This is a genomic window from Candidatus Avedoeria danica (assembly GCA_016703025.1).
Lineage (GTDB): Bacteria > Chloroflexota > Anaerolineae > Epilineales > Epilineaceae > Avedoeria > Avedoeria danica.
Window position 1 is genome coordinate 955,906 of the sequence record JADJCV010000004.1, and the last position, 25,931, is coordinate 981,836.

Annotated in this window: 22 protein-coding genes and 1 other RNA gene; 13 read left to right on the forward strand and 10 right to left on the reverse strand. The window is 71.3% G+C overall.

Annotated features, from left to right (window positions below):
• Window positions 1-37: 37 nt before the first annotated feature.
• On the reverse strand, window positions 38-1,084 hold the full coding sequence (locus IPG72_07265) for a peptidoglycan DD-metalloendopeptidase family protein (GenBank protein MBK6768794.1): 1,047 nt from the start codon (window positions 1,082-1,084) through the stop codon (window positions 38-40).
• 85 nt (window positions 1,085-1,169) lie between these two features.
• Between IPG72_07265 and trmD the strand changes: the two genes are divergently transcribed.
• The 5 genes from trmD (at window position 1,170) to miaA (ending at window position 4,395) form a co-directional block, all read left to right on the forward strand.
• Window positions 1,170-1,913, forward strand: a complete 744-nt coding sequence (gene trmD / locus IPG72_07270) for a tRNA (guanosine(37)-N1)-methyltransferase TrmD (protein MBK6768795.1) — start codon at window positions 1,170-1,172, stop codon at window positions 1,911-1,913.
• 72 nt (window positions 1,914-1,985) lie between these two features.
• Window positions 1,986-2,396 carry a 50S ribosomal protein L19 gene (gene rplS, locus IPG72_07275; protein ID MBK6768796.1) on the forward strand — a complete coding sequence of 137 codons (411 nt, stop codon included), beginning with the start codon at window positions 1,986-1,988 and terminating at the stop codon, window positions 2,394-2,396.
• Between the two features lie 66 nt (window positions 2,397-2,462).
• Complete coding sequence (locus IPG72_07280; GenBank protein MBK6768797.1) at window positions 2,463-3,227, forward strand: ribonuclease HII; 765 nt, start codon at window positions 2,463-2,465, stop codon at window positions 3,225-3,227.
• Window positions 3,136-3,480 (forward strand): YraN family protein, encoded by a 345-nt coding sequence (locus IPG72_07285; protein MBK6768798.1) that lies wholly within the window; start codon window positions 3,136-3,138, stop codon window positions 3,478-3,480. Before IPG72_07280 ends, IPG72_07285 begins: the two co-directional genes overlap by 92 nt.
• A 12-nt stretch (window positions 3,481-3,492) precedes the next feature.
• Window positions 3,493-4,395 carry a tRNA (adenosine(37)-N6)-dimethylallyltransferase MiaA gene (gene miaA, locus IPG72_07290; protein MBK6768799.1) on the forward strand — a complete coding sequence of 301 codons (903 nt, stop codon included), beginning with the start codon at window positions 3,493-3,495 and terminating at the stop codon, window positions 4,393-4,395.
• A gap of 64 nt (window positions 4,396-4,459) precedes the next feature.
• Here the strand turns inward: miaA and trpS are convergent, their stop codons facing one another.
• On the reverse strand, window positions 4,460-5,539 hold the full coding sequence (trpS, locus tag IPG72_07295) for a tryptophan--tRNA ligase (protein MBK6768800.1): 1,080 nt from the start codon (window positions 5,537-5,539) through the stop codon (window positions 4,460-4,462).
• A gap of 20 nt (window positions 5,540-5,559) precedes the next feature.
• Complete coding sequence (locus tag IPG72_07300; protein MBK6768801.1) at window positions 5,560-6,882, reverse strand: thymidine phosphorylase; 1,323 nt, start codon at window positions 6,880-6,882, stop codon at window positions 5,560-5,562.
• Window positions 6,883-6,955: 73 nt separating this feature from the next.
• Between IPG72_07300 and trmFO the strand changes: the two genes are divergently transcribed.
• Window positions 6,956-8,482 carry a methylenetetrahydrofolate--tRNA-(uracil(54)-C(5))-methyltransferase (FADH(2)-oxidizing) TrmFO gene (trmFO, locus tag IPG72_07305; protein ID MBK6768802.1) on the forward strand — a complete coding sequence of 509 codons (1,527 nt, stop codon included), beginning with the start codon at window positions 6,956-6,958 and terminating at the stop codon, window positions 8,480-8,482.
• Between the two features lie 116 nt (window positions 8,483-8,598).
• Window positions 8,599-10,068: a GTPase HflX gene (gene hflX, locus IPG72_07310; GenBank protein ID MBK6768803.1), complete on the forward strand. Its 1,470-nt coding sequence runs from the start codon at window positions 8,599-8,601 to the stop codon at window positions 10,066-10,068.
• Window positions 10,069-10,230: 162 nt separating this feature from the next.
• Here the strand turns inward: hflX and IPG72_07315 are convergent, their stop codons facing one another.
• Both IPG72_07315 and IPG72_07320 read right to left on the reverse strand, forming a co-directional pair.
• A complete protein-coding gene (locus tag IPG72_07315) occupies window positions 10,231-11,589 on the reverse strand; it encodes a PD40 domain-containing protein (GenBank protein MBK6768804.1) in 1,359 nt (452 codons plus the stop codon).
• A 130-nt stretch (window positions 11,590-11,719) separates the two neighbouring features.
• The gene (locus tag IPG72_07320) at window positions 11,720-12,205 is read right to left on the reverse strand and encodes a hypothetical protein (protein MBK6768805.1); all 486 of its coding nucleotides are present in this window, start codon (window positions 12,203-12,205) and stop codon (window positions 11,720-11,722) included.
• A gap of 345 nt (window positions 12,206-12,550) precedes the next feature.
• Between IPG72_07320 and IPG72_07325 the strand changes: the two genes are divergently transcribed.
• The 4 genes from IPG72_07325 to ssrA all read left to right on the forward strand — a co-directional run bounded on the left by IPG72_07325 (window position 12,551) and on the right by ssrA (window position 16,541).
• Entirely contained in the window at window positions 12,551-14,068 is a 1,518-nt protein-coding gene (locus tag IPG72_07325; GenBank protein MBK6768806.1) for a S41 family peptidase, read from the forward strand.
• A complete protein-coding gene (locus tag IPG72_07330; GenBank protein MBK6768807.1) occupies window positions 14,068-15,450 on the forward strand; it encodes a hypothetical protein in 1,383 nt (460 codons plus the stop codon). Before IPG72_07325 ends, IPG72_07330 begins: the two co-directional genes overlap by 1 nt.
• Window positions 15,443-16,036, forward strand: coding sequence for an SsrA-binding protein SmpB (smpB, locus tag IPG72_07335; GenBank protein ID MBK6768808.1), 594 nt, complete (start codon window positions 15,443-15,445; stop codon window positions 16,034-16,036). Before IPG72_07330 ends, smpB begins: the two co-directional genes overlap by 8 nt.
• A gap of 156 nt (window positions 16,037-16,192) precedes the next feature.
• Window positions 16,193-16,541: a transfer-messenger RNA gene (ssrA, locus tag IPG72_07340) on the forward strand.
• A 154-nt stretch (window positions 16,542-16,695) separates the two neighbouring features.
• On the opposite strand, the gene IPG72_07345 is transcribed toward ssrA, so the two are convergent.
• Both IPG72_07345 and mutS read right to left on the reverse strand, forming a co-directional pair.
• Complete coding sequence (locus IPG72_07345) at window positions 16,696-17,262, reverse strand: adenylate kinase (protein MBK6768809.1); 567 nt, start codon at window positions 17,260-17,262, stop codon at window positions 16,696-16,698.
• Window positions 17,263-17,408: 146 nt separating this feature from the next.
• The gene (gene mutS, locus IPG72_07350; protein ID MBK6768810.1) at window positions 17,409-20,213 is read right to left on the reverse strand and encodes a DNA mismatch repair protein MutS; all 2,805 of its coding nucleotides are present in this window, start codon (window positions 20,211-20,213) and stop codon (window positions 17,409-17,411) included.
• 54 nt (window positions 20,214-20,267) lie between these two features.
• On the opposite strand from mutS, the gene IPG72_07355 reads away from it, so the two are divergent.
• Window positions 20,268-21,119 (forward strand): ROK family protein, encoded by an 852-nt coding sequence (locus IPG72_07355; GenBank protein ID MBK6768811.1) that lies wholly within the window; start codon window positions 20,268-20,270, stop codon window positions 21,117-21,119.
• Complete coding sequence (locus tag IPG72_07360) at window positions 21,098-21,280, forward strand: hypothetical protein (GenBank protein ID MBK6768812.1); 183 nt, start codon at window positions 21,098-21,100, stop codon at window positions 21,278-21,280. Before IPG72_07355 ends, IPG72_07360 begins: the two co-directional genes overlap by 22 nt.
• A 45-nt stretch (window positions 21,281-21,325) precedes the next feature.
• On the opposite strand, the gene mltG is transcribed toward IPG72_07360, so the two are convergent.
• The 3 genes from mltG to alaS are packed head-to-tail and all read right to left on the reverse strand — an operon-like array spanning window position 21,326 to window position 25,761.
• Window positions 21,326-22,546, reverse strand: coding sequence for an endolytic transglycosylase MltG (gene mltG / locus IPG72_07365; protein ID MBK6768813.1), 1,221 nt, complete (start codon window positions 22,544-22,546; stop codon window positions 21,326-21,328).
• Window positions 22,536-23,123: a Holliday junction resolvase RuvX gene (gene ruvX / locus IPG72_07370; GenBank protein MBK6768814.1), complete on the reverse strand. Its 588-nt coding sequence runs from the start codon at window positions 23,121-23,123 to the stop codon at window positions 22,536-22,538. Before ruvX ends, mltG begins: the two co-directional genes overlap by 11 nt.
• The gene (alaS, locus tag IPG72_07375) at window positions 23,113-25,761 is read right to left on the reverse strand and encodes an alanine--tRNA ligase (GenBank protein MBK6768815.1); all 2,649 of its coding nucleotides are present in this window, start codon (window positions 25,759-25,761) and stop codon (window positions 23,113-23,115) included. The genes ruvX and alaS overlap by 11 nt, the downstream gene beginning before the upstream one ends.
• Between the last annotated feature and the right edge of the window lie 170 nt (window positions 25,762-25,931).

The following is a 25,931-nucleotide window of genomic DNA, read 5'->3' on the forward strand; positions in this document are numbered from 1 at the left end:
TGATTCGGCGGATGTGAGGTCTTCGGCGGATGTGACGTCACGGTGCGAGGACGGCGAACGCGACGCCGTCGCCGGGAATCGTCACTTCGGTGCGGATCGACGCGCTGTGGTGGACCATGGACAGCGCGTAGCGGCCGGGCGGCAGGTCGCTGAAGACGAGGTTCTCGTCGAACGGCGCAGTTGGATGGACGTGCTCGGCCGGATAGGTCCGACTGTTGGCGATCCAACGCTCGCCGCCGTCCAGCGCAAACAATCCAACCTGCGCACCGTGCAGCGGCCGCCCGACGGCGTCGCGGACGCGGGCGACGACGGCGCCGGTGCCCGGCACGGGCGCCAGGAACAACAACGGGTTGCGCGTGGCCTCGTAGTCGACCGCTGCCGTGCGGACCTCAAGGTGCAGGTGCGGCCCGAGCGCGATCCCGGCCATCCCGACGGTGCCGATCGCGGCACCGCGCTGCACCTTCTGCCCATACCGCACCCGCGTCGACGCCAGATGCCCATACAGCGAGTACAACGGCTGGCCGTCGAGCGTGGCATCATGTCGGACGATGACGAGCCGGCCGAAGAAGTCGAACGTCGGTCCGAAGCGGCGGGCTTCGTCCTCGCCCGCATACGCCACCGTCCCGTCGCCGATCGAGCGCACCTCGGTGCCCGCGCCGGCGCCAAGGTCGTTGCCGTGGTGGAGGAGGAGCGAACCTTCGGCGTTCGTGCCGTAGAGGTATGAGTTCGCGGGCAGGGCGAGGTCGGGCGGATCGAACGGGCGGCCGAAGCGGAAGAACGGGGCGGGCGGCGAAACGACGCCCACCGCAGGCGCCCACGGTGTCGCCGTCGCGCTCGGCCGCGGGGACGGCGTGGCCGGCCGGGGCGATGGGCTGGGCGTGGCCGTCGCAGCCAGCCACGCCGGCAGGCGGATCGGGCCGGCGGGGAAGGACGGGCGGGCGATCTGCCACCACGCGGGCAGCACGACGGCGCCCAGCAGGAGGGCGGCGAGCGCGAATCGGCGTCGACGCCGCCGACGCCGCCGCGGATCCGGCTCACCGCCGGCCAGCGCACCGCTGATGGGAAGAGGCGAGAGGGGGTTCATCGTGGCGGGGGAGTATACGGAGCCAAGCGAGGCGGGCAACGATCCGCCCGCGCCGGTCGGCGGACCGGCACCGGGTTCGGACGCGCTGCGCATCGATATCGTGACGTTGTTCCCGGCGATGTTCGCCGGGCCGTTCGACCACAGCATGATCGCCCGCGCCGTCGCCGCCGGCCTCGTCGACATCCGCGTGCACGACCTGCGGCTGTGGGCGACGGACCGCCACCGCACGGCGGACGACTACGCCTTCGGCGGCGGCGGCGGCATGGTCCTCAAGCCGGAGCCGCTGTTTCGCGCCGTCGAGGACCTGCTCGGGATCGAACCGCTCCGTCCGGACGGCCCACCGCCGCCGTGCCCGGTCGTCCTGATGACGCCCCAAGGCCACCGCTTCGACCACGCCCGAGCCCGAAGCCTCGCCGCTGCGGACCGGTTCATCCTCCTGTGTGGCCACTACGAAGGCTTCGACGAGCGCGTCCGACTGCACTTGGCCACGCTCGAGGTCTCGATCGGCGACTTCGTCGTCACCGGCGGCGAGCTGCCGGCGATGCTCGTGGCGGATGCCGTCGCGCGGCTCCGACCCGGCGTCATCGGGCTCGCCGGCGGGGTCGAGTCCGACAGCCACGCGGCCGGACGCCTCGAACACCCTCACTACACCCGCCCGGCCGACTTCCGCGGCTGGACGGTGCCGAGCGTCCTCACCAGCGGCGACCACGGCGCCGTGGCCACGTGGCGCAAGCGAACGGCGTTCCAGCGAACGGCGGAGCGCCGACCGGACCTGCTGGTCGCCGTTCCGCCGGACGTGGATGAGGCGCGCTGGTCGGGCCAACCTTGAAGTTCCTTGTCCGCCGCTGCGCCCCGTGGTAGCATACCGCGGTTCGCCGTACCACCTCTAGGAATGCAGACCATGTCCGACCTCGTCAAGAGCCTCGGCGTCGAGCACATGCTCGATCGGCCCGACGCCGTTCCGTATGGCAAGCTGCGCGTCGGGGACACCGTGCGCGTGCACTTCCGGATCGTCGAAGGATCGCGTGAGCGCCTTCAGGCGTTCCAGGGTGTCGTGATCGCAGTGAACCCCGGCACGTCCGATGCCAACTTCGCGGTGCGACGCACCGGGGCGCACGGCGTCGGGGTGGAGCGGATCTTCCCGATCCACTCCCCGCGCCTCGAGCAGCTCGAGATCCTGCGCCACGCCCACGTCCGCCGCGCCCGGCTGTACTACCTCCGCGAGCGCACCGGCAAGCGGGCCCGCCTGCGCGAGAAGCGCCGGTTTGCCGCGGTCGCCCGCGCCGAGCCCGAGGCGAACGCCGAATCGTAGGGGCAGCCCCCATTGGCTGCCCCCTGCGCCCCGACGGTTCCCGCCATTGCCCAAGAACGATCCCTCATCGACGCCGGCCACCGCCACGTGGCCGGCGTCGATGAGGTGGGTCGCGGCGCACTGGCCGGCCCGGTCGTGGCCGCCGCCGTCGTGCTCCGGCTGGGGGACGATCGAGAGCGGACCCGGACGTGCGAGCGCTTGGCCGCGGTGCGCGATTCCAAGGTGCTGGACCGTCCGGCCCGGGTCCACCTCGCCCCGCTCGTCGAGACCGAAGCGCTGGCTTGGTCTCTCGGCTGGGCGATGGCGGACGAAATCGACATGCTCGGCATCGGCCGCGCGACGTGGCTGGCCATGCGCCGGGCGCTGCGGGGACTGGCCCTCGTGCCCGACGCCGTGCTCGTCGACGGTCGGGCGCTGCCGTCGCTTGGCCCGTGGGTGCAACGGAGCATCGTCAAGGGCGACGGGACCGTTCTCTCCATCGCCGCGGCCAGCGTCGTCGCCAAGGTTCGCCGTGATGCATGGATGATCCGGCTGGACGAGGCCTGCCGCGGCTACGGCTTCGCGTCGCACAAGGGCTACGGCGCGACGAGCCACCGCGACGCGATCGCGGCGCACGGCTCGACGACGCATCACCGGCTGACGTGGCGACTGCTGCCGGCGGATCTGACGCCCGAGGCGGCGCCGAATGAACGAACCCCCGACGACGCCCGCAACGCCGTCGCCGGACGACCGGAAGCCGATGGGCGCGCGCGCCGAGGCGCACGTCGCCGAACGACTGGTGGCGGCGGGCTGGACGATCCTGGTGCGCAACTGGCGCTGCCGGCTGGGTGAGCTCGACATCGTCGCCCGGGACGGGGCGGACCTGGTGTGTGTCGAGGTCCGGGCGCGGCGCGGGTCGCGGTTCGGCTCGCCCGAAGAGAGCGTCGATGCACGGAAGCAGGCGCGCCTCGCGCGCCTCGCCCAGGCATATGTCCAGGCCGTGGGTTGGCACGGACCGTGGCGGATCGACGTCGTGGCCGTCGAGGCGTCCGGCGACGGGACGCCGCAGCGCGTCCGGCACTACAAGAGCGCGGTCGGGCTGTAGATGGCGGTGCGTGTGATCGTGCTCGTCGGCCCGACAGCGGTCGGGAAGTCGGGCTGCGCCCTCGCGCTGGCCGAGATGCTCGGCGGTGAGATCGTCTCACTGGACTCGCGGCAGCACTATGCCGGGATGGACATCGGCACCGCCAAGCCGACCGCATCCGAACGCGCGCGCGTGCCCCATCACCTGATCGATGTCGCGGACGCGGCGGACGTGCTTTCGCTGGCCGAGGTGCTGGAACGCGCCGCACGCGCGGTGGCCGACATCGCTGCGCGCGGGCGGCAGCCGATCCTCGTCGGCGGGACCGGACAGTACGTCCGGGCCTATCTCGAGGGCTGGTCCGTGCCGGCGGTCCCGCCCGACCCTGTCCTGCGCGCTGAGCTCTTCGCGGCCGCGGAACGCGACGGCCCGCCGGCGCTCCATGCGCGCTTGGCGGCTGTCGACCCGCTGTCCGCGGCCCGCCTCCACCCCAACAACGTGCGGCGCGTCGTCCGGGCGCTCGAGGTGTTCGCTCACGCCGGGCGGCCACTGTCCGAACTGCAGGCCGAGCGGCGGAGCGTGCCGGACACGGTCGTCGTCGGCCTCGCCCGCGACGCGGACGACCTCGGCCGGCGGATCGACGTTCGAATCGACCAGATGATCGCTGCGGGGCTCGAGGACGAGGTCCGGGCGCTCGTCGCCCGCGGCGTCGGGTTCGACCACCCGAACATGAGCGGCGTCGGCTACGCCGAGTGGCGGCCGTTCTTCGCGGGGACGACACGCTGGACGAGGTCGTCGTGCGCCTGCGTTGGACGACGCGCCGCCTCGTGCGCAAGCAGGCACTGTGGTTCCGGCCCGATGATCCTGGGATCCGGTGGGTCGCGGCGGAGGATGACGATGCGCGGAATGCCGCCCTCGTCGCCGCCGTCGTCGGGCTGAGCTGACCCGGGCGCAGTCGTTCGGCGCGCCGGTCGCACGGCGGCGCGCCGTCGGGTTCGCCCCGTCACTCCGCCCGCTTGTGCGCCTTCTCGGCCCGCCGCACGATCCGGTTCCACGCGCCAGTCAGGCCCATCGCCTGCTTGACCGCCTTCATCGTCTCGCGGGCCTCGTCGCGCATCCGCAGCGTGCCCTCCACGATCAGCGCGTCGACGAAGCCGCCGCGCGCGGCGTACTCGGCCCGGCGGTCGCGGACGGGTGAGAGGAAGGCCTCCAGGACATCGAGCAGGTGCGCCTTCACCTCGACGTCGCCCACCGTGCCGGTGCGGTAGCGCGCCTTCAGGGCATCGACCGCACCGGTGTCGGGGTCGAAGAGGTCGAGATAATCGAACACCGGGTTCCCCTCGACCGTGCCGGGAATGTCCGCGTGCACGCGCTTGGGGTCGGTGTACATGCTCCGCACGCGGCGGCGGAGCGCCGCGGCATCGTCGGACAGGAAGATCGCGTTGTCGAGGCTCTTGGACATCTTCGCGTTCCCATCCGTCCCGACGAGCGTACCGCCGACGACGAAGGCGTCCGGGATCGGGAAGACCTCGCCGTAAGCCGTGTTGAAGCGGCGGGCGATCTGGCGCGTGATCTCGACGTGCGACTCGTTGTCCTTGCCGACCGGAACGACATGCGCCCGCGGCAGGAGGATGTCGGCGGCCTGGAGCACGGGGTAGCCGAGCAGGCTGTACGGAATCTGCTCGAGCCCGGCGGCGGAAGCCATGTCCTTGATCGTCGGCAACTGCTGCAGGCGCTCGACGGTCACGAGGGACGACAGGAGCAGTTGAAGCTCGTAGACCTCGTGCACGGCCGACTGCAGATAGAACGTGACCGCGGCCGGGTCGATCCCGACGGCCAGGTGGTCGAGCACGATCTCGCGCGCATGCTCGCTGATGTGCTCGATGTCGTCCTTCGACGGCTTCGTCGTGAGCATGTGCAAGTCGGCGATGATGAAGAAGCTGTCGTGGTCATGCTGGAACGCCAGCCGGTGGCGCAAGCTGCCGACGTAGTGCCCGAGGTGGAGCCGGCCCGTCGGGCGGTCACCGGTCAGGATCCGCTTGCGGGGCTTTTCGACCACGGTGCCCGGGTTGTCGGTACGCATCTCGTCCACTGGTCACCTCGCTACGGAAGGATCGACTCGAGCACGAGCGGCCGAGGCGCGGCCGAACCGTCCGCCTCGTCCAGGCGCATCGCGGCGCGAACCGCCGCCGCGCCCGCCTCGGCGGCGGTCTCGCTTCGCGCGTGCACCCAAGCCAGCGTGTCGCCCGACGATACGGTGGCCCCGGCTTTGGCCTCCAGGACGATCCCGACCGCCGGATCGATCGCCTCGCCCTTCACGCACCGCCCTGCGCCCAGCGCCACGGACGCATCGCCGAGCGCACGCGCGTCGACCGTCGTCAGGATGCCCGCGCGCTCCGAACGCACGGCATGAACGACGTCCGCGCGCGGCAGGCGCACGTCGTCGTCGATCGCCCGCGGGTCGCCGCCCTGCGCTTCGACCATTCGCTTGAAGCATTCGAGCGCCTGTCCGGAACGGATCGCTTCGAGCAGGGCCGGCCGCGCGTCGTCGACGGTGGCGTATGTGCCCCCGGCGACGTGCATGAGGCCGGCGAGTTCGAGCGAGAGGGCGGTGAGGTCGGCCGGGCCGGCGCCGCGCAGCGTTTGAACGGCCTCGCGAACCTCGAGCGCGTTGCCGATCGCGAACCCGAGCGGCTCGTCCATCGCCGAGATCAGCGCCGCCACGCGGCGCGGCGGGTCGGCCGCGCGCCCGAGCGCGACCATCGTCCCGGCCAGCGAGCGGGCGCTGTCCAGATCGGTCATGAAAGCGCCCTTGCCGACCTTGACGTCCAGCACGATCGCGCGTGCGCCGGCCGCAAGCTTCTTTGACATGATCGAGGCGGCGATGAGGGGCAGGCTCGGCACCGTGCCGGTCACGTCGCGCAGCGCGTACAGGATGCGGTCCGCGGGCGCGAGGTCGGCGGACTGCCCTGCGATGACGAGCCCGATCCGCTGCGCCTGCAGGATGAACCGCTCGGTGTCCAGGTCGACGGTCAGGCCGGGGATGCTCTCGAGCTTGTCGAGCGTCCCGCCCGTGTGGCCGAGCCCCCGGCCGCTCATCTTGGCGACGACGAGCCCCGTTGCGGCGGCGAGCGGCGCAACGACGAGCGTCGTCTTGTCACCGACGCCGCCGGTGGAGTGCTTGTCGACGATCGGCCGCGTGATGCGCGACAGGTCGAGGCGGACGCCGCTGTTGGCCATCGCGTCCGTCAGCGACGCCGTTTCGGAAGCGTCCATCCCGCGCAGCACGACGGCCATCAACCACGCCGCCAGCTGGTAGTCCGGCACGTCGCCGCGCACGACGGCGCGGATGAGCGCCGTGATGTCGGCCGCGCCGAGGGCGTGCCCGTCGCGCTTGGCTTCGATCAGGGGCAGGATCGAGTGCATCGGAGTCGCGTCCATCGGATCAGTATAATGGCGGGGCCCTTCCGGGCGGTCCACCGAACGAACAAGGACTTGCATGCCCAACCGCACCGACCCCGAACGTGACCCTCGCCCCCACCTCGCCGTTGTCGGCGGCGGCCTGGCCGGCTGCGAGGCCGCATGGCAGGCCGCACAGCGCGGCGTCGACGTCACGCTGTACGAGATGCGCCCGCACCGAACGACGCCGGCGCACACGACGGACCGCTTGGCCGAGCTCGTATGCTCGAACAGCCTCGGCAGCACGCTCCCCGACCGCTCCGGCGGCTTGCTGAAATCGGAGATGCGTGCGCTCGGCTCGCTCGTCCTCGCGGCGGCCGAAGCGGCGGCGCTGCCCGCCGGCGGTGCGCTGGCCGTCGACCGGGCGCTGTTCGCCGAGGGTGTGACGGCAAAGCTCGAGGCCCACCCGCGGATCACGGTCGTCCGGGAGGAGATCACGCGCGTCCCGGACGGCCCGACGGTGATCGCCACCGGCCCGCTGACGAGCGATGTGCTCGCTGCCGACCTCGTTCGCCTGACAGGCGCCGAACACCTGTACTTCTACGACGCCCTCGCACCGATCGTCGCGGCCGACTCGATCGACATGCGCATCGCATTCCGCGGCTCGCGCTGGGGCAGGGGCGAGACCGAGGCCGGCGACTACATCAACTGTCCGATGGACGAGGCCGAGTTCACCCGCTTCTACGATGCGTTGTGCGCCGCCGAGCGGATTCCGCTGCCGGCGTTCGAGCGCGCGCACGGGGCGGTCGAGGACGGGCCGGTCGAGAGCGGGGCGGTGGGCGTCGCCGGCGACGACTCCGACGCCGGCGCTGAGCCCGCCGACGCGTCCGATCCGTCCCCGACGCACGAGCCGCATTTCGAAGGCTGCCTGCCGATCGAGGTGATCGCGCAGCGTGGCAGGAAATCGCTCACGTTCGGGCCGATGCGGCCGGTTGGCCTGCGCGATCCACGCATCGGACGCCGTCCGTTCGCCGTCGTCCAACTGCGCCAGGACAACGTCGCCGCCACGCTCTACAACCTCGTCGGCTTTCAGACGAACGTGCGCTGGGGCGAGCAGGAGGCCGTGCTGCGCCTGATCCCCGGCCTCGATGGGGCGGAGTTCGTCCGGCTGGGTCAAATGCACCGCAACACGTACATCAACAGCCCCGTCCTGCTCCGGCCGACGATGGCGATGCGCGACCGGCCCGACCTCTTCTTCGCCGGTCAGATCACCGGGATCGAGGGCTACACCGGCAACGCGGCCTGCGGGCTCGTCGCCGGCGCCAACGCCGCGCGGGCGATCCTGGGCCAGGCGCCCGCCAGCCTGCCCGTCACGACGATGCTCGGCGCGCTATGCCACTACGTCACGCACGCGGATCCGGCGCACTTCCAGCCGATGAAATCGAACTTCGGCCTCATGCCGCCGCTCGACGCGCCGCCGCGTGCCAAGGCGGATCGCCACCGCGCGTACGCCGATCGGGCGCTGGCGGACCTGGCGGCATGGTCGGACGCAGTCGACTGGCGGCCGCCGTCGGCCTTGGCCCCCGAACGTGGGGCGTTGCTTGAAATGGAAGGCGCCCGCCTGTGACCAAGCGCAATGCGTCCGTCAAGAAGGAAGCCATCGCCAGCGGCCGGGCCGGTCGGGCCGGGAAGGGCGTCGCCGGCGCCGGCGCCGCACTCGATCCGGAGGGATTCGGCGACGACGTGCTCGACGATTCGGATGACGCCGCGGACGGCGATTCGGACGACGATCCCGAACTCGAGGTCGAGCGGGAGACCGACAACCTCGCGGGCGACGAGCGGCTCGATTGGCAGCTACGGGACGTCAAGCCGACCGAGCGCGGCTTGCTCGTGGGCGTCGACATCGCCGGCGAGGCGGCCTGGCCGATCGCGGCGTCGCTCGACGAGCTCGGGGCGCTGGCCGAGACCGCCGGGGTGGGCGTTGTCGGCCGCGCCACGCAGCGTCGACGCTCGCCTGAGCCGAGCACGCTCGTCGGGCGCGGGAAGGTCGAGGAGCTCAAGGAGGCCGCGGCCGATCTGTCGGTCGACGTCGTCCTGTTCGACCGCGAGCTTTCGCCGCGCCAGCAGCGCAACCTCGAGAAAGCGCTCGACAAGAAGGTCATTGACCGCACCGCCCTCATCCTGGACATCTTCGCCCAACATGCGCGCACGCGCGACGGCATGCTGCAGGTCGAGCTGGCGCAACTGGAGTACCGACTGCCGCGCTTGACCCGCATGTGGACCCACCTCGCGCGGCAGGCCGGCGGGCGGGCCGGTGGGGCGGGCGGCGGCGTCGGGGTGCGCGGGCCGGGCGAGACGCAGCTCGAGATCGACAAGCGCGAGATCGGGCGGCGGATCGCTTTTCTCAAGGGGCAGATCGAGACGCTGCGCGCCCAACGCCGCCAGAGCCGGCGGCGGCGCCAGCGCTCCGGGCTGCCGACGGTCTCGCTCGTGGGCTACACGAATGCCGGCAAGAGCACGCTCTCGAACGTCCTCGTCGGCGAGGCGACGATCTATGCGGCCGACCAGCTCTTCGCGACGCTCGACCCGACGACGCGGCGCATCCAGCTGACGAGCGGACGGCAGGCCCTGATCAGCGACACGGTCGGGTTCATCCAGCGCCTGCCGACCGAGCTCGTCGCCGCCTTCCGTGCGACGCTGGAGGAGGTCGTCGAGGCGGACGTGCTGCTGCACGTCGTCGATCTGTCCCATCCGGCCGCGATCGACCAGGCGGAGACCGTGGAACGAGTGCTCGGCGAGCTCGGCCTCGAGTCACCGCCGATGGTCGTGGCCGTGAACAAGATCGACCGCATCATCGAACCCGACACGTGGCGCGCGCTGCGCCAGAGCGGCGACGGCGCCGCGCTCATCGATGCGCTCGAAGACGTTCCTCGCTGGGGACTCCTCACGGCGCGCTACCCGGACGCCGTTCCGATCTGCGCGGCCGAGGGCGTCGGATTGGACGCGCTGCGCGACGCGTTGGACGAGGCGCTGCGCGGCGGCCTCGTGCCGGCCGAGCTCCTGATCCCATACAGTGCCGGCGAGCTCTTGCACCGGCTGCACACGTACGGCGTCGTGGACGACGAGCGCTACGAGGCCGGCGGCACCCGGATCACGGCACAAGTGCCGCCGTACTTGTTGGGCGACGTCGAAGCGTACCGCGTGGCCATGTGAGGCCGCGAAGGGCGGTCGAAGCCGCGGGATGCGGTGGACGTCGTTGGCCCGATCGGATCCGACCGGGCCTGTGAGCTGCCGCCTGCCACAGTGCGCCTCATGGATGATCCCCGTCGGTGCCGCTCAGCAGTGCCGCTCAGCAGTGCCCCTCACCGGCGCCGCTCAGCGGCGCCGGTTGGGCAGTACGGCACGGAACATCCGCGGGAGGTAGATCCGTCCGGCACCGCGCGCGGTCGCGGACGGGGTCGGCGCGGCCGTGACCGTCGGCGGCGGCTGGGTTGGGGACGGGGTCGGCGTGGCGGGATCGGGCAACGTCGGGGTCGGTTCCGTCGTCGCTGACGCCGTTGGCCCATCGGTGGGGGTGGCGGTGCCGGCCGTCCAGTCGGGCATGAACCCGAACTCGAAGTTCGTCGCGCTGTTCGGCGCCTCGGCCCCGCCCGCCGCGCCGGTCAGGCGGCCGACGGTCCGGGACGCGACGTCGATGCGGTAAAGGCCCTTGTATTGACTTGCGGTGCGTGCATGCGGCGAGGAAGCGGCGGGCCGTTGCTCCATCGGCGGCGCCAACGATGCCGTGAGCGACAGGTTGTGGCTGAAGGACGCCTCGAGCAGGCGGACTCCGGCGTTCGCGATGTTCGCGAACAGGATCTCGCTGCCGTCCGGTGACCACGTCCACGCGTCGCTCGCGAGCTCGCACAGCCGTTCGCGCCGGCCGGTGAGCGGATCGAACGTACTGAGAGCGCCGAACGGCAGGTTCTGGCGATTGCCGATGAAGCCGATCCGCTCGCCCGACGGATCGTGGCGGGGAAAGCGGATGTGCTCATCCGACAGCGCCAGCACTTGGCGTCGATCCGTGCCGTCCGAGCGAACGGAGTGGAGCGTCCAACGGTCGGCCGGAGCCGGCGCATGGGGTAGGGCGACGAACGCGATCCGGGTGCCGTCCGGTGACCAATCCGGATCCCGCTCGTCGATTTCGGGCGTATCGGTAAGCGTCCGCCGCGAGCCGTCTGGCGATCCATCGTCGCACCACACCTTCAGGTCGAAGCGCATTTCGTCGTCCGCCCGCCCGCCGTTGTAGACCAGGCAGCGGCCGTCAGGCGACCATGCGGCATCGCCGCTCATCCCGTCGCGGACGACGACCGTGCGCGGCACGCCGCCGTGCGCATCGAGGATGTGGAGCGTCGCGGCGCCGTCGCGGAACGTGGAAAACGCGATGCGTTGTCCGTCGGGCGACCAGCGGGGCTGGTCCTCACCGGCAGCGGATTCGTTGATGTCCGACAGCCGCGTCTCGTTCGATCCGTCCGGATCGGACGTGAACATGTCGAACTCGTCCAACGCCTGACGGGTGTACACGATTCGGCCCGCGGCCGGCATGGCCGGCGGGAATTCCTGCTGCTCGTCGGCTCGTACGCCGGCGCGCTGGGAGGGGCCGCCGAGCGACAGGCCGGACGCGGTGACCGCGGCGAAGGCGAGCGCAATCGCGGCGCAGGTGGCGGGGCGCTTGCGTGCGATCCGGTTTGTCATAACGCGATGATACCACGGCGCGCGAATCATCAAAAGGGAGTGAGGGGGAAGGGAAGCACTACGGCGTGCGGACAGCAAGAAGGCGGATGGGTCACCCCATCCGCCTTCTTGCTGTCGGATGCGCCGGTCGTTAGTTGCCCGTGGCCGGAATCGGGGGATCGAGGCGGATCGGCGCCGGAGTGCGAATCGTGTAGTGGCGGATCCACACCAGGGCGGCGCGTGCCTCGGACAGGTCGTGATCGATGGCGGCAGTGAGGGTGATCGGTGCGCCGCATGCGGTGGCGGACATCACGCTGATCGCGTCGACGGCGTTAGCCAGACGGCTGTGCTGAGCGGCGAGCGCGGCGGGCGCGACCGTTCCAGCCAAGTCCTCGGCCATGGAGTTGCCGCGAGCAGCGAGGTCGGCGATTTCGGCCGAGCACACGAGCTCGGGCTTCGCGACGCTGGCCGAAGCCAAGCTGTCGACGTCGTTCGTCCAATCGGTGATCACGGGCGCGAAGTCGCGCATTGCGTCGCGGTAGGTGTCGATCTCGTCGGCGCTGGCGTGGGCGGCGGTGGCGACGAAGGCGGCGGACAGGGCAGCGGTCAGGGCGAAGGTCTGGATCAAGCGGCGCATGTTCGTCTCCATCTGGTGGCGCTGTCACGACTGCAGTGACGATGTACAGTGTACCGGCCGGTTGGGGCGGCCGCTTGACCATGGCGTCCCGGCGGCGCGACGCAGGACGGTCCCGGTGCTGACGCAGCAGTGACGGCGTGCTGACAGGGCGGATTCGACGGGCTTGCGGAGGTCGGCGAACCTCGGCGCGCGGCGGTTGTGGAGCCTGCGCGTATGTCGCACTATGGTCATTATGTCGACTAAATGCGATTACGGGGGAGTCAGCCGCCGGCCGATCGGTCGCATGCCTTGCGCTATACTCGTGCACCCCGCCGTCCGCCCCTGATATGCGAGGTTCGTTGGGTCATGCGGTACTTCTTGCGGCTCACGTTGTTGTTCGTGGTGGCGTTGGTCGTTCTCCTGTTCGCGTTCGCGCTCGGGTACCGGTCCGCGGACCGGTTGGACCCGGCGCTTACGGCCCGCCTCGAGACGCTCGTCGCGCGGCGGGCGGACGGCGGCACGGCCCCCGGCGCGAATGGCTCGGAAGCCGCTGTGGACGGCGCCGTTCCGGACGACGCAGCGGCGTCGCCGTCGAACCCAACCTCGTCGGGAACGGCCGGGTCGCAGCCAGACGGCTTGTCGGATGCCGGGTTCGACACGTTCTGGTCGGCCTGGAAGGCGATCACCGACACGTACGGCAGCGATCTGCCCGACTCCAAGGTGATCACGTACGGCGCCATTCGCGGCAGCTTGCGCGCGCTGAACGATCCGTACACGCTCTTCTCCGATCCAGTGGACACGGAGATTCAGCGGCCGGAGCTCGAGGGCGAGTTCAGCGGCATCGGGGCGTTCGTGAATCAGAACGACCAGGGCCAGTTGGTGATCCAGACCCCAATGCGCGGCCAGCCGGCCGAGAAGGCCGGTATCAAGTCCGGCGACGTCGTCCTCAAAGTGGACGGGCGCGACATCGCGGGACTTGAGACGAACGAGGCCGTTCTCCTGATCCGCGGCAAGAAGGGCACGCGCGTCGTGCTCACATTGCTGCGCGAAGGCACGCCCGAACCGTTCGACGTCGCGGTGGTGCGCGACACGATCAAGGTCCCGTCCGTGAACACCGCGCGCCTCTTGACCGAGGAAGGCGCGCCGACCGTCGGCTACATCGAGCTGACCGTCTTCGCCCAGGAGACCCGCGACGAGATGCGCACGGCGATCCGCGACCTGCGCGAGGCCGGCATGGAGGCGCTCGTTCTCGACTTGCGCAACAATCCGGGCGGGTACCTGAACGCCGCAATCGGTGTGACGAGCGAGTTCGTCGAGAGCGGCGTCGTCACGTATCGCGAGGACCGGGCCGGCGTTCGCAACGAGGAACGGGTCGTGCCGGGCGGCACGGCATACGACGTGCCGCTCGTCGTCCTGGTCAACGGCGGCAGCGCCTCGGCCAGCGAGATCGTGGCCGGCGCGATCCGCGACCACGACCGCGGCGTGCTGGTGGGCGAGCAGACGTTCGGCAAGGGCTCGGTCCAGAACGTCCACCATCTGTCCGACGGCTCCGAGTTGCGCGTGACGGTCGAGATCTGGCGCACACCGGATGGCTCGCTCATCCACCGCCGCGGCATCGCGCCGATGATCGTCGTGACGCCCCCTCCAGAGCCGACACCCCTCCCGACCCCCACCGGTGCGACCCCGGTGCCATCCGCAACGCCGCCGCCGACCCCATCACCGGCCGCAACGGCCGTCGATGCCGCCGGATCCGCCGGATCCGCTGGCGACGATGCTGCGCCGGACGACGCCGGTCTCGGCGGCGCACCGGACGCCGACGCGCCACCGGACGTCCAGCTTGAACGAGCGGTCCAAGAAGCGTTGCGACTGCTGGGGGCACGCTGATGAACACCGAGAACGCGCAACCTGAGGGGCTCCACGAAGCTTCGCTCGCCGCCCCCACGCCGCGACCGCGGCGCCGCGGCGCCATCATGCAGTTCGTCGTCGGCTTCGGCCTGATCGTGGCCGCCTGGTTGTTCGGAGTCGTCGCGCGCGTCGCGCAGCGGCAGCTCCCTCCCCTGCCCCCAAGCGATGTCGTGCCTCCGGCGCAGTTCGAGCAGCTGTACGGCGAGGCATGGGATTATGTCAATTCCGAGTTCTACGGCGACCGACCCGCTCCGGCGGCGATCACCGATGGCGCGGTCGAGGGCATGGTCGAAGCGCTGGATGACCCGTGGGCCCTCGTCGCGACGCCGGCGGCCGGTGCGGGGCGTGTCGGATCGAACGACGGCGCGGATGGGACGGGTCCGGCGGCCGACGATCCCCTCTCGCCGGCGTTCATCGGCCCGCTCGGATTGTGGATCGTCGAGACGAGCCGCGGGGCGCGTGTATTGGCCATTGTGCCCGACGGTGTGGCGGCGGAGGCGGGCATCGAGGCCGGCGACCTGATCGTGCGTGCCGAAAACGGCCCGGGCACCGATTCGGCGCCCACCCCGACGCCGGCGGCCACCGAGGCGGCCGCGGCGGATGGGCACGATCCGGTGACGAGCGGAGACCGCCTGCCTCCGGTGTCGATCGTCTTGGCGGACGGGTCGATGCCGGACGTCGAGGTCGTCGTCGCGCGCGATGACACTTCGATCTTTGCGCGAGCGCTGACCCGGTCCGCCGAGAACGCCGGACCGCGCGGACCGGTGGCGGAGTTCGACGGCGACGTGCTGCGCATTCGCCTCGCCCACCTGATGCCGGGCGCCGCGGAGGATCTGGCTGCCTTGCTGGCGAGGGCCGAGCAGCGGGCACCCTCGTCCGTCATCCTCGACTTGCGGGACAATCCCGGCGGAAGCCGGAGCGAACTTGCTCTGGTGGCGGGCCGCTTCATGTCGGGCACGGTCTGGATCGAGCGCGCGCGCGACAACGAGGCGCCGATCGAACATTCGGCTGAAGCACCGAGCGACGGACCGTCGTTCACGGACGCCGACCTCGTCGTCGTCGTGAACGGCGGAACGGGCGACGAGGCCGAGATGCTGGCGGCGGCGCTGAGGGAGGCGCGGGGCGCGCGGCTCGTCGGCGAACCCACGTTTGGGCACGGCACGCTGCAGACGCTGCGCGAGATCGGACGGCTGCAACTGCGGTTGACGACCGGCACGTGGCAGTCGCCGGGCGGGGCCGATATCGCGGAAACCGGAATCGCACCGGACGTCGTCGTGGAAGGACGGGCCGAACAGGACGCGGCAGCCCTCACGTTGACGACGGCTGCGAGCAAGGCGCAGGCGGCGGACGGCGGTGGCTGATCAGCCGGCTCGCGCGACACCGGCGGCGGGTCGCGGGCCCACCAAGGGCGCACCGTCCGGCCGGCCGAATGGCGCAGCCACCCGTTCGAAGGGTGCGTCCGGCAAGGCCGGCAGCAAGGCGGATGGTCCGCCGCCCGTCAAGGTCGTCGCGACGAATCGCAGGGCGCGGCATGACTTCGAGATCACGCGCACGCTCGAGGCCGGCATCGTCCTCATGGGCAGCGAGATCAAGAGCCTGCGCGCCGGGCGGGTCAGCCTGCAGGAAGCGTATGTCTCGATCGATCGCGGCGAGGCTTGGCTGGTCGGCGCGAACTTCGCGTCGTGGCAGGCCGCCAGCTACAGCGACCATGACCCGTTGCGCCGCCGCAAGCTCCTGCTGAAGAGCAAGGAGATCTTCGAGCTCGGCAGGACGGTGCAGCTGAAGGGCATGACGCTCGTGCCGATGCGCCTCTACCTGAAGGGCGGCTGGGCGAAGCTCGAGATCGGCGTCGGACGCGGCAAGAAGCTGTACGACAAGCGCGACAGCCTCAAGCAGCGCGACACGGCCCGCGAGATGGCCCGCGCGACGGCGCGCTCCGATCGCTAGCACCACGCCATAGGACATGCCTGCGGTGCCCGGCAGAGTACGGAGGCCGGCGATTCTGCAATGGTGGGGTACCGGGCGTGCGTCAGGGGAACGTGCTTGACGCCGCCCGGCGCGCCCGCTATCGTTGACGTTGCGCCGCGTACGCGCGGCGACCCCGGGGATGTTATGGATTCGACGGGGAGGGCTGGTTCCGGATTGCGTGCCGAGCTTGGCTCAAGCTCGTTAAACAGGGCCAAAAACATAGAAGCCGAGCCAACGCTCGCTCTCGCCGCTTAAAGCGGCGATGCCCGCCCGGTGTATCGTAGGCGCTCCGGGGCCGGGTATCATGCAGTCGACGTGCCGCCGCCCCCATGCTGATCAGGGCAGCGAAAGACAATCGGCTGGTACGGTCCGGGCGCTCTGCCGGGTGAGGTTGGACCGTACGAGATACAGGTGATCCGGAGACGCACGTGGTACATCCGTTGCCGAACTTTTCGGACGCCGGTTCGATTCCGGCCATCTCCAAGAACGCGGGGGGCGAGATTCGCCCCCCGCGCTTGAATTAACAGCGTCAACGGCGTCGTTCAGCCTTTCGCCAGAGGCGTCGTACGGCCTTTTCGGTTCAGCCGTCTCGATCGGACCGCGCGAACGCCCCGTCCTTCGGTCGTTCGACGGCGATGTCATTCGCAGGCGAGCAAGCCCCCCATGATCCGCTCGAACACGTCGTCCACCGCACCTTCGCCGTCCACGGCCACCAGTTTGCCCTGGGCGCGGTAGAACGCGATCACGGGCTCGGTGTCGCGCCGGAACGCCGCCAGACGCGTGCGGATCGCATCCGGATTGTCGTCCGAACGGCCGCGACCGGCCATGCGCTCGACGACCGTCGCCTCGCTGACGTCGATGAACACCGCGGCCCCTACACTCCCGGCGCCGATCTCGCTGAGAAGCACGTCCAGCGCGTCGGCCTGGGCCACGGTGCGGGGGAACCCGTCGAAGAGCACGCGGCCCTTGCCGTGCACGTCCGGCTGGTCCAAGCGATCGGCGATCATCCCGATCGTCACCTCGTCCGGCACGAGCGCGCCGGCGTCCATGTACGAGCGCGCGAGTTCGCCGAGCGGCGTGCCGCGGCCGAGGTGGTCGCGGAAGAGGTCGCCTGAGCTGATGTGGACCAGGTCGAGCGCATCGGTCAGGCGCTCCGATTGGGTGCCCTTGCCGGAACCCGGCGCGCCGAGGAGGATCACGATCATCGAGGATGCCTTGTGCAGGAGAACGGGATCGAGTGCGGGGCGAATCGCGGCGGTGCGTGTTCCGGATCGGTCGACGCCGCCGGATCAGCGGACGCCGCCGGGTCAGCCGGATCCGTCGACGATTGTACCGCCCCGCCGTCCGGCTGTCATCCCTGCGCCATCCGTCGGAGTTCGTACAGCCGCGTCAGCGCCTCGAGCGGCGTGAGGCCGTCGAGGTCCAGCGCGCGCAGCGCCTCCAGCGCCGGATGAGGCGCCGCCGCGGGCGCCGGGGCGAAGAGTGAGAGCTGCCCCTTCTCGTCGGCCACCGGCCGGCCGACCGCCTCCTGCAACGGCACGCCGTCTCCCTCCTCCAAGCGCTCGAGCAGCGCCCAAGCGCGGCGCACGACGCTCTGCGGCAGGCCGGCGAGCTCGGCGACGTGCACGCCGTACGATCGGTCGGCGGCCCCGTCGACGACGCGGTGCAGGAACACGATTCGGCCGTCCGTCTCGGCCACTTTCATCGACACGTTGCGCACCCGCGGGAGCACCTCGGACAGCGCCGTGAGCTCGTGGTAATGCGTGGCGAACAGCGTTCGCGCGCCGAGCCGCGGGTGGTTGTGAACGTGCTCGAGCACGGCCCAGGCGATTGCTATCCCATCGTACGTGCTCGTGCCTCGCCCGAGCTCGTCGAGAATGATCAGGCTTCGCGGTGTGGCGTGGTGGAGGATGTTGGCCGTCTCGACCATCTCGACCATGAACGTGCTCTGCCCCGCCGCAAGCTCGTCCTGCGCGCCGATTCGGGTGAAGATCCGATCGACGAGCCCGATCCGCGCCCGATCGGCCGGCACGAAGCTCCCGACTTGGGCGAGGAGCACGATGTGCGCGACCATTCGCCCGACGGTGCTCTTGCCGGCCATGTTCGGCCCCGTCAGGAGCACGATCTCCCCCTCGGCCAGGACGAGGTCGTTGGGCACGAACGGCACGCCGCCGAGGCGCCGCTCGACGACCGGGTGGCGTGCGCCGACGAGCTCGAGTGAGCGGCTGTCGTCCAGCGACGGCCGAACGTAGTGGTGGGTTGCGGCGATGTCGGCCAAGCTGGCGAGCGCGTCGAGGATGCCGAGGTCCCTCGCGGCGGCAAGGAGCACCGGCGCGGCGGCGGCGACGTCGGCGACGAGGTCGCGGAAGATCGTTCGCTCCAGTGCCTGAATCTGCTCCTCGCCGCCGAGAACCTCGGCCTCGCGCGACTTCAGCTCAGGCGTGACGTAACGCTCGTTGTCGACGAGCGTCTGGCGGCGTTCGTAGTCGGCCGGCGCGCTGTCAGCCATGGATTTCGGCAGCTCGAGGTAGAAGCCGAACACCCGGTTGTACCCGACCTTCAACTTGCGAAGGCCCGTCCGCTCCCGCTCCCGCCCCTCGAGGGACGCGATCCACGCCCGCGCTGCGCTGATCCCATCGTGCAGCGCATCGAGGGCCGCGGAAGCGCCCGGCCGGATCGTGCCCGCGCTGCCCAGGACGGCCGGCGGCTCGTCGACGAGGGCCAGCTCGATCCGCGCGGCGATGGCGCTCGTGTCCTGCCTGCACAAGCCGCCGAGGTGCTGGGCCGCCGCCCCGCCCGCGGCCGTCACGATCGTGGCGACCGCGGGCGCCGCTCGCGCCGCGCGCGCGAGCGCGAGGATCTCGCGCGGGCCGGCGTAGCCCGCGACGGCGCGGTTGACGAGGCGCTCGAGGTCGGGCGTGCCGGCAAGCGCTTCGCGCATCGCGGTGCGCACGTCGGGCGCGTCGACGAGCGCGCCGACGGCGTCGTGGCGGTGGGCGATGCGCGGGGCGTCGACGAGCGGCCGGTCGAGCCAGGCGCGGAGCGTACGGGCACCGAGCGCGGTGCGGGTCGTGTCGAGCACCGAAAGCAGCGTGCCGCTTCGCGCGTCGCCGCGCAGCGTGACCGAGATCTCGAGGTTCCGCCGCGTCGCGGCGTCGAGCGTCATGAAGTCGTCGACGTCATACGTGGCCAGCCCCGTCACTTGGGCCAGTTGGCCGCGCTGTGCGACCAGGGCGTAGCCGAGCGCGGCGCCGGCGGCGGCGCAGGCCAGCGGGCGGTCGGCGCAGCCGTACGCGCGCAGGGTCGTTGCGCCGAAGTGCTCGAGCAGAACGCGCTGGGCGTTCGCGTCCTCGAATTGCCATCTGGCATGGCCCATGACGACCGTCGGCAGACCACTCAGGCTGAGCTGTTCCTTCAAGCGCGCCACGAACGCGTCGTCCGCGGCGCTCTGGGGCTCGGGCACGACGACTTCGGCCGGCCGCAGCCGGACGAGCTCGTCGTGAGCGCGGCGCAGGCTGTCCTCGCCCGCGAAGTCCGTCGTCGCGAAGGCGCCCGTGGAGATGTCCAGGTGCGCCAGGCCGACGCCGTCGCCCTTGTCGGCCCGGACGAGCGCCGCCAGGTAGTTGGCCTGCCGCGCTTCGAGCAGCTCGCCCTCGATGAGCGTGCCGGGGGTCACGACGCGGACGACCTCGCGGGCCATGAGCTTGGGCTTGGCGGTGGGCTTGGCGGTTTTGACGGCAGGCGGGGCGGTGGCGCCAAGATCGAGTGCGGTCGCGTCACCGGGCGATTCGGCCGTTGTCGCCGGTCGGCCGCCATCGCCCGGTTCAGCTGCCTGCGGCAGCCCGGCGCGGCTCATCCGCGACCGCTTGTCCGCGCCCCCTTCCCCGCCGCTCTGCTCGACGATCGCGACCTTGACGCCGGCGCGCACGAGTTGGGCGATGTAGCCGTCGACGGCATGGAACGGGACGCCGGCCATGGGGATCCGCCGGTCCTTGCTGACCGGCCGGCTCGTGAGGACGACGTCGCAGACGCTTGCGAACCGTTCGGCGTCCTCGTTGAAGGCTTCGTAGAAATCGCCCAGGCGGAAGAAGATCAGGCAGTCGGCGAACTGCGCCTTGATCTCCGACCATTGCCGGAGCATGCTGGAGTCACTCATGAGGGGTCCGGCTTGAGCGATTTCACGGTTGGCACGCGGGCGAAAGGGAGGTCGATGGCGACGATGGGCGTTGGCGCGTCCGGGCGCGGCGACTGGCGCGTGGGGGTCGATCTGGGCGGCACGCAGCTCCGGGCCGCCGCGGTGTCGGCCGACGGCCAGATACTATCACACGACCGGCGGCCGACTCCGGGCACGTCCGCGGCCGACGTGGTGCAGGCGATCGTCGAGGCGTTGACGATCGTCGAGGCGGGCGCTGCCACGACGTCCCTTGCTTCGGCTGCGTCCAACCCGCTCGTCATCGCCGCACCCGGTCCCCTCGACCTCGCGACCGGACGGATCCTCGACACGCCGAACCTCCCGCACCTGCGCAACTTCCCACTGGCCGCCGCCGTCGCCGAGGCGCTGCACCGTGAAGTCCACTTGGAGAACGACGCGACGCTGGCGGCGCTCGGCGAGGCGACCTTCGGTGCGGGCCGGGGATTCGATGTCGTCCTGTTTCTGACGATCAGCACGGGCATCGGTGGCGGACTTGTCGTCGACGGCCGCCCCTACCGCGGCACGTCGGGCCAGGCCGCCGAACTGGGCCACTTGATCATCGACGGTCGGCGCGACGCGCCTGCTGCGGGGCCGGGCACACCGGCTGCCTCGAGGCGCTGGCGAGCGGGAGCGCGATCCGGCGGGCGGCGGCGGCGGCGGGAACGGCGGGCGGGGGCGACGGCCCTGACAGCGACGTCGAGGATCGCGGCGGTCGTCGGCCGTCGGCGCGGGATGTGGCCGCGGCCGCGCGCGCCGGCGATCCCGTCGCGCTCGCGATCTTGGACGATGCCGCTCGTTGGCTCGGCCTCGGGATCGGCAGTGCGATCAACGCATTCGATCCGGCCGTCGTGGTGCTCGGCGGCGGGGTGATGGGGGCGTGGGATCTGCTCGGCGGCGGCGTCATGCTGGGCGTCGAGGAGGTGGCGATGAGCGAGGGCTGGCGGCGGGGAGGCATCGTGGCCGGAGCGCTCGGGGACGACGCGGGGGTCGTCGGAGCGGCAATGTGGCGAACCTCGTCCGGCCCTCGGTGACCTTGGTTCACGGACAACCGCGCGACCGCGACCACCACCCGCTCGTCAGCCGCCACACCCACCCGCCACGTACCGCTCGACGTTCGCCAGATGCTCCTCGTACGTCACCGCAAACACGTGCGTCCCGTCGCACGCCGCGCTGGCCACGAAGAACATCCACGGCCCGTCCGCCGGCGCGACCACGGCTGTGATCGCCGCCAGGCCGGGGCTGGCAATCGGGCCGGGCGGGAGACCGGGCAGCTGGTAGGAGTTGTAGGGCGACACGACCTGCTTGTCCGTGTCGTACAGCGGCCGCTTCCACCACGTGCCCGGCAGCGGATCGCTCTGGAAGCCGAGGGCGTACTGGAGAGTCGGGTCGGCGTTCAGGATGTACGGCGCCTCGGCCAGGCGGTTGATGTAGACGCGGGCAATGCGGGGCAACTCGTCCGCCTTCACGCCCTCACGCTGGACGATCGAGGCCAGGATCACGGCCGCGTGGCCACCGGCCAGCCCGACTGCCTTCGCGCGGGCGTCGAGATCGGCGGGAACGCGCTCGGCAAACGTGGCCAGAAGCTTGACCAGCACCGCCTCGGCGCCCGCGGCGGGGTCGAAGCGGTAGGTGTCGGGGTAGAGGTAGCCTTCCAGGGACGGACCGGTGCGTGCGGCCACGATCCCGGGTACGTCCACTGCGCCCGGCACGGCCGTCGCGGGGTCGGCGGCGAGCGCCAGGAACGCGGCGCGATCGACGAGGCCGGTGGCCGAGAGTATGTCCGCGACCTCTTCGGCGCGGAGGCCCTCGGGCAACGTCACGCTCACGTCCGTGCCCTGCGCCGTCGCGAGGGCCTCGAGCACGTCGGCCGCCGTCATGTTCGTCGCCAACGCGTGGTCGCCGGCCTGGATCAGGCGATCCCCACCGGTGACCTTCGCCAGCAACACGAACGCGTCCGCATCGCGCACGAGCCCAATGGCCGCCATGCGCGACGCGATGTCCTGCACCGGTTCGCCCGCCACGACCGTGAACGTGAGCACCGTCGGATCGCTTCCGGGCGCGGCCAGGTCGTCGGCGGACAGTCGGAGCATCGCCTGGCCGACCGGTCCGCGCATGAGCGCCCCGCCGCGGCCGGCGCGCACGGCCAGGGACGCCGTTGCGGCGCCGCCGCCCAGGACAACGACCGCGGCGAGCAGCGCCCAGGCGCGCCAGCCGCATCCCCGCCGGGTGGCTTCGGGCGACGGGTTCCCGTCATCGGCGCGCTCGATGCCCGAGATCGGCAGCGGGTCATCGACCATCGTCGGCTCCATATTCCGCATGTTGAGATTCCGCATGCTGAGCGCGTTCAACGATTTGGACGGTCTCCCCCCGATCCGCCGTGTCATCCGGGCTGGGTCCGCACTCCATTTGGCCGCGCAACCACGACTCCAGCATCACCGCCGCCGCCGCCGCGTCGATCGCCCCCTTGTCCGCCGGACGCCCGCTCTCGCCGCGCCTCGGCCCGCGGCCGCCGCGCCCGGCGGCAAGCCGCGACGCGGCCTCCTGGCTCGTGTTCCCTTCGTCCGTCGTGATCACCTCGATCTCCGGCCCGAGCGCCGCGCCGAGCGCCGCCGCCAGACTCCGTGCCGGCACGGCGACGACGCCTTCGTCGCCGCTGGCGAGGCGCGGGATGCCGACAAGGATGCGATGCGCCGCCTCGTCGTGCGCCACGGCGACGATCGCCGCAACGACGTCGGGCGTCCGGCGCCGGTCGATCGCCCCCAGCGGCCGGGTCGTGATCCCGAGCGCGTCGCAGACCGCGAGGCCGACGCGGCGCGAGCCGTAGTCGACGGCCAGCGTCCGGCCGATCTCCCGAACGGCCCCGTCACGCCCCACGCTGCCCCCGCACGAGCGCCGCCACATCCGCCAGCGCGCCATCCAGCCCAGCCGCGTCCCGCCCGCCGGCCTCCGCCATGTTCGCCCGCCCGCCGCCGCCGCCGCCCAGACGCTCGGCCAGCGCCTTGACGAGCTTGCCGGCGTTCAAACCACCGGCCACGAGGTCGTCGCTGACGCTGGCGATCACGCGCGGGTTGCCGTCGATCACGGCGCCGAGGACGAGGACGCCGGTGGGAACGGCGGCGCGCAGCGCCTCGATCTGCGTGCGCAGCGCCTCGATCGTGTCGGCCTGGGCGCGCGAGGCGAGAACGTGCACGCCGTCGACGTCGACGGCGGAGGCGGCCAAGTCGGTGGCGCCTGCGGCGGCGAGCTCCGCCCGGGCGCTCGCAAGCTCGCGGGCAAGCTCACGGGCGCGGCCGAGGAGCTCGTCGACCCGTGACTCGAGGCCGTCGGGCGTCTGGGCCCCGACGCGTTCGGCAAGGAGGCCCAGCCGCGCACGGTTCAGGCGCGCCGTCCGCTCGGCCTCGCGGCCCGTCAGGGCCTCGATCCGGCGCAGGCCGCTGCCGACGGATTGCTCGCTCATGAGCAGAAACAGGCCGATCTCACCCGTGCGGTTCACGTGCGTCCCACCGCACAGCTCTTTGCTCACGCCGTCGATGTCGACGACGCGCACGATATCGCCGTACTTCTCGCCGAAGAGCATCGTCGCGCCGAGCTCGCGGGCGTGGTCGAGCGGCATCTCATGTGCGCTGACGGCCGTGTCCGCGCGGATCGCCGCGTTGACGGCTGTCTCGATCGTCGCAAGCTCGTCCTCGGAGAGCGCCTTCAGATGCGCGAAGTCGAAGCGCAGCCGGTCGGGCGCGACGAGCGAGCCGCGCTGCTGGGCGTGCTCGCCGAGCGTCGCCTGGAGCGCGTTGTGGAGGAGATGGGTGGCGGTGTGGTTGCGGCGGATGTCGTCACGGCGCAGCATGTCCACGACGGACACGACGGCCTCGCCGACGCGCACCTCGCCCTCCGTCACGCGGCCGATATGGGCCAACGTGCCCCGGACCGGCTTCACGGCGTCCGTGACGATCATCCGCCCGCGCGGCGCGTCGATCCGGCCCTCGTCGCCCACCTGGCCGCCGCTCTCCGCGTAGAACGGCGTCGCATCGAGGACGATCTCGACATCGTCGCCGGCGCGGGCAACGTCAACGCTTTCGCCGTCGACGAGGATCGCCTCGATCCGCCCTTCCGCCGCGGTCGTCTCGTAGCCCAGGAACATCGTCTCGCCCAGCGCCAGGCGGCGGTAGCGCTCGGCCCGGTCGCCGGCACCGAACTTGCCGCCGACGCGCCCGCGCGTGCGCTGGTCGGCCATCGCCGCGTCGAAGCCCGCCTGGTCGATGCCGAGGCCGTGCTCCTCGGCCACCACCCGCGTCAGATCGGGCGGGAAGCCGAACGTGTCGTACAGCTTGAAGACGTCCGCGCCGCCGATCGCGCTGCCGCCCGCTGCCTTGACCCGCCCGATGAGCTCGTCGAGCAGCCCGAGGCCGCTCTCGAGCGTTCGGGCGAATCGCGCCTCCTCCTCGGCGACGACCTCGCGGATCCAGTCGGCGCGATCGACGAGCTGCGGGTAGGCATCGCGCATCGTCGCGATCACGGCGTCGACGACGTGGCCGAGGAACGGGCCGTCGAAGCCGAGCTGACGGCCGAAACGCATCGCCCGGCGCATGACGAGGCGCAGCACGTACGCCCGGCCGTCGTTGCCGGGCACGACGCCGTCGGCGATGAGGAAGGTCATTGCTCGGCCGTGGTCGGCCAGGACGCGGTAACCCACGTGGTTGGCCGCGCGCGCCGCGTCGTCGTGGCCCAGACGCGCCTGGACGACGTCCATGATCGGGCGGAAGAGGTCCGTGTCGTAGTTCGCGTACACGCCCTGCAGGACGGCGCTCGTGCGCTCGAGGCCCATCCCGGTGTCCACGCCCGTTCGGGGGAGCGGCACGCGCGTGCCGTCTTTGTGCTGGTCGAACTGCATGAACACGAGATTCCAGATCTCGACCCAGCGGCCGTCATCGGGGTCGAACGGACTGTCCGGCGCGGTGTTGCCGCGGGTGGAGTACGTCGGCCCGAAGTCGTAGTTCAGCTCGGAGTTGTAGCCGCACGGTCCGACGTCGGCCATCATCCAGAAGTTGTCCTTGTCGCCGAGCTTGGCGATCCGGGCCTCGGGCAGGCCGACGACGTCGCGCCAGAGCGCGAACGACTCGTCGTCGTCGCGGTGGACCGTGGCGACGAGGCGCGAGGGGTCGATGCCGAGTTCGCGCGTGACGAAGTCCCAGGCGTAGCCGATCGCTTCCTTCTTGAAGTAGTCGCCGAAGCTGAAGTTGCCGAGCATCTCGAAGAAGGTGTGGTGCCGTGCGCTCGGGCCGACGTTCTCGAGGTCGTTGTGCTTGCCGCTCACGCGCATGCACTTCTGGCTCGTCGTGGCGTTCGCGTACGGCCGCGTCTCGAGCCCGAGAAAGGTGTCCTTGAACTGGACCATGCCTGAGTTCGCGAACAACAGCGTCGGGTCGTCCGGCACGAGCGAGCCGGACGGCACGACGGCGTGGCCGCGCGCGGCAAAGTAGTCCAGATAGCGTTGACGGATCTCGGCGCTCTTCATCGGTCATCGTCCAAATGGGTGAGGCATCGGGGGGTTGGGCTGCCGTGCGAACGACCATTCTACTTACGTCGCCGGCGAGGGGCCACGCCGCCGGCGAGGGGTATGGCGCGGGGATGGCGAGAGGTGTCACGAGGCGCAGCACGCCTCGCCGGCGAAGGGATCCGACGGCG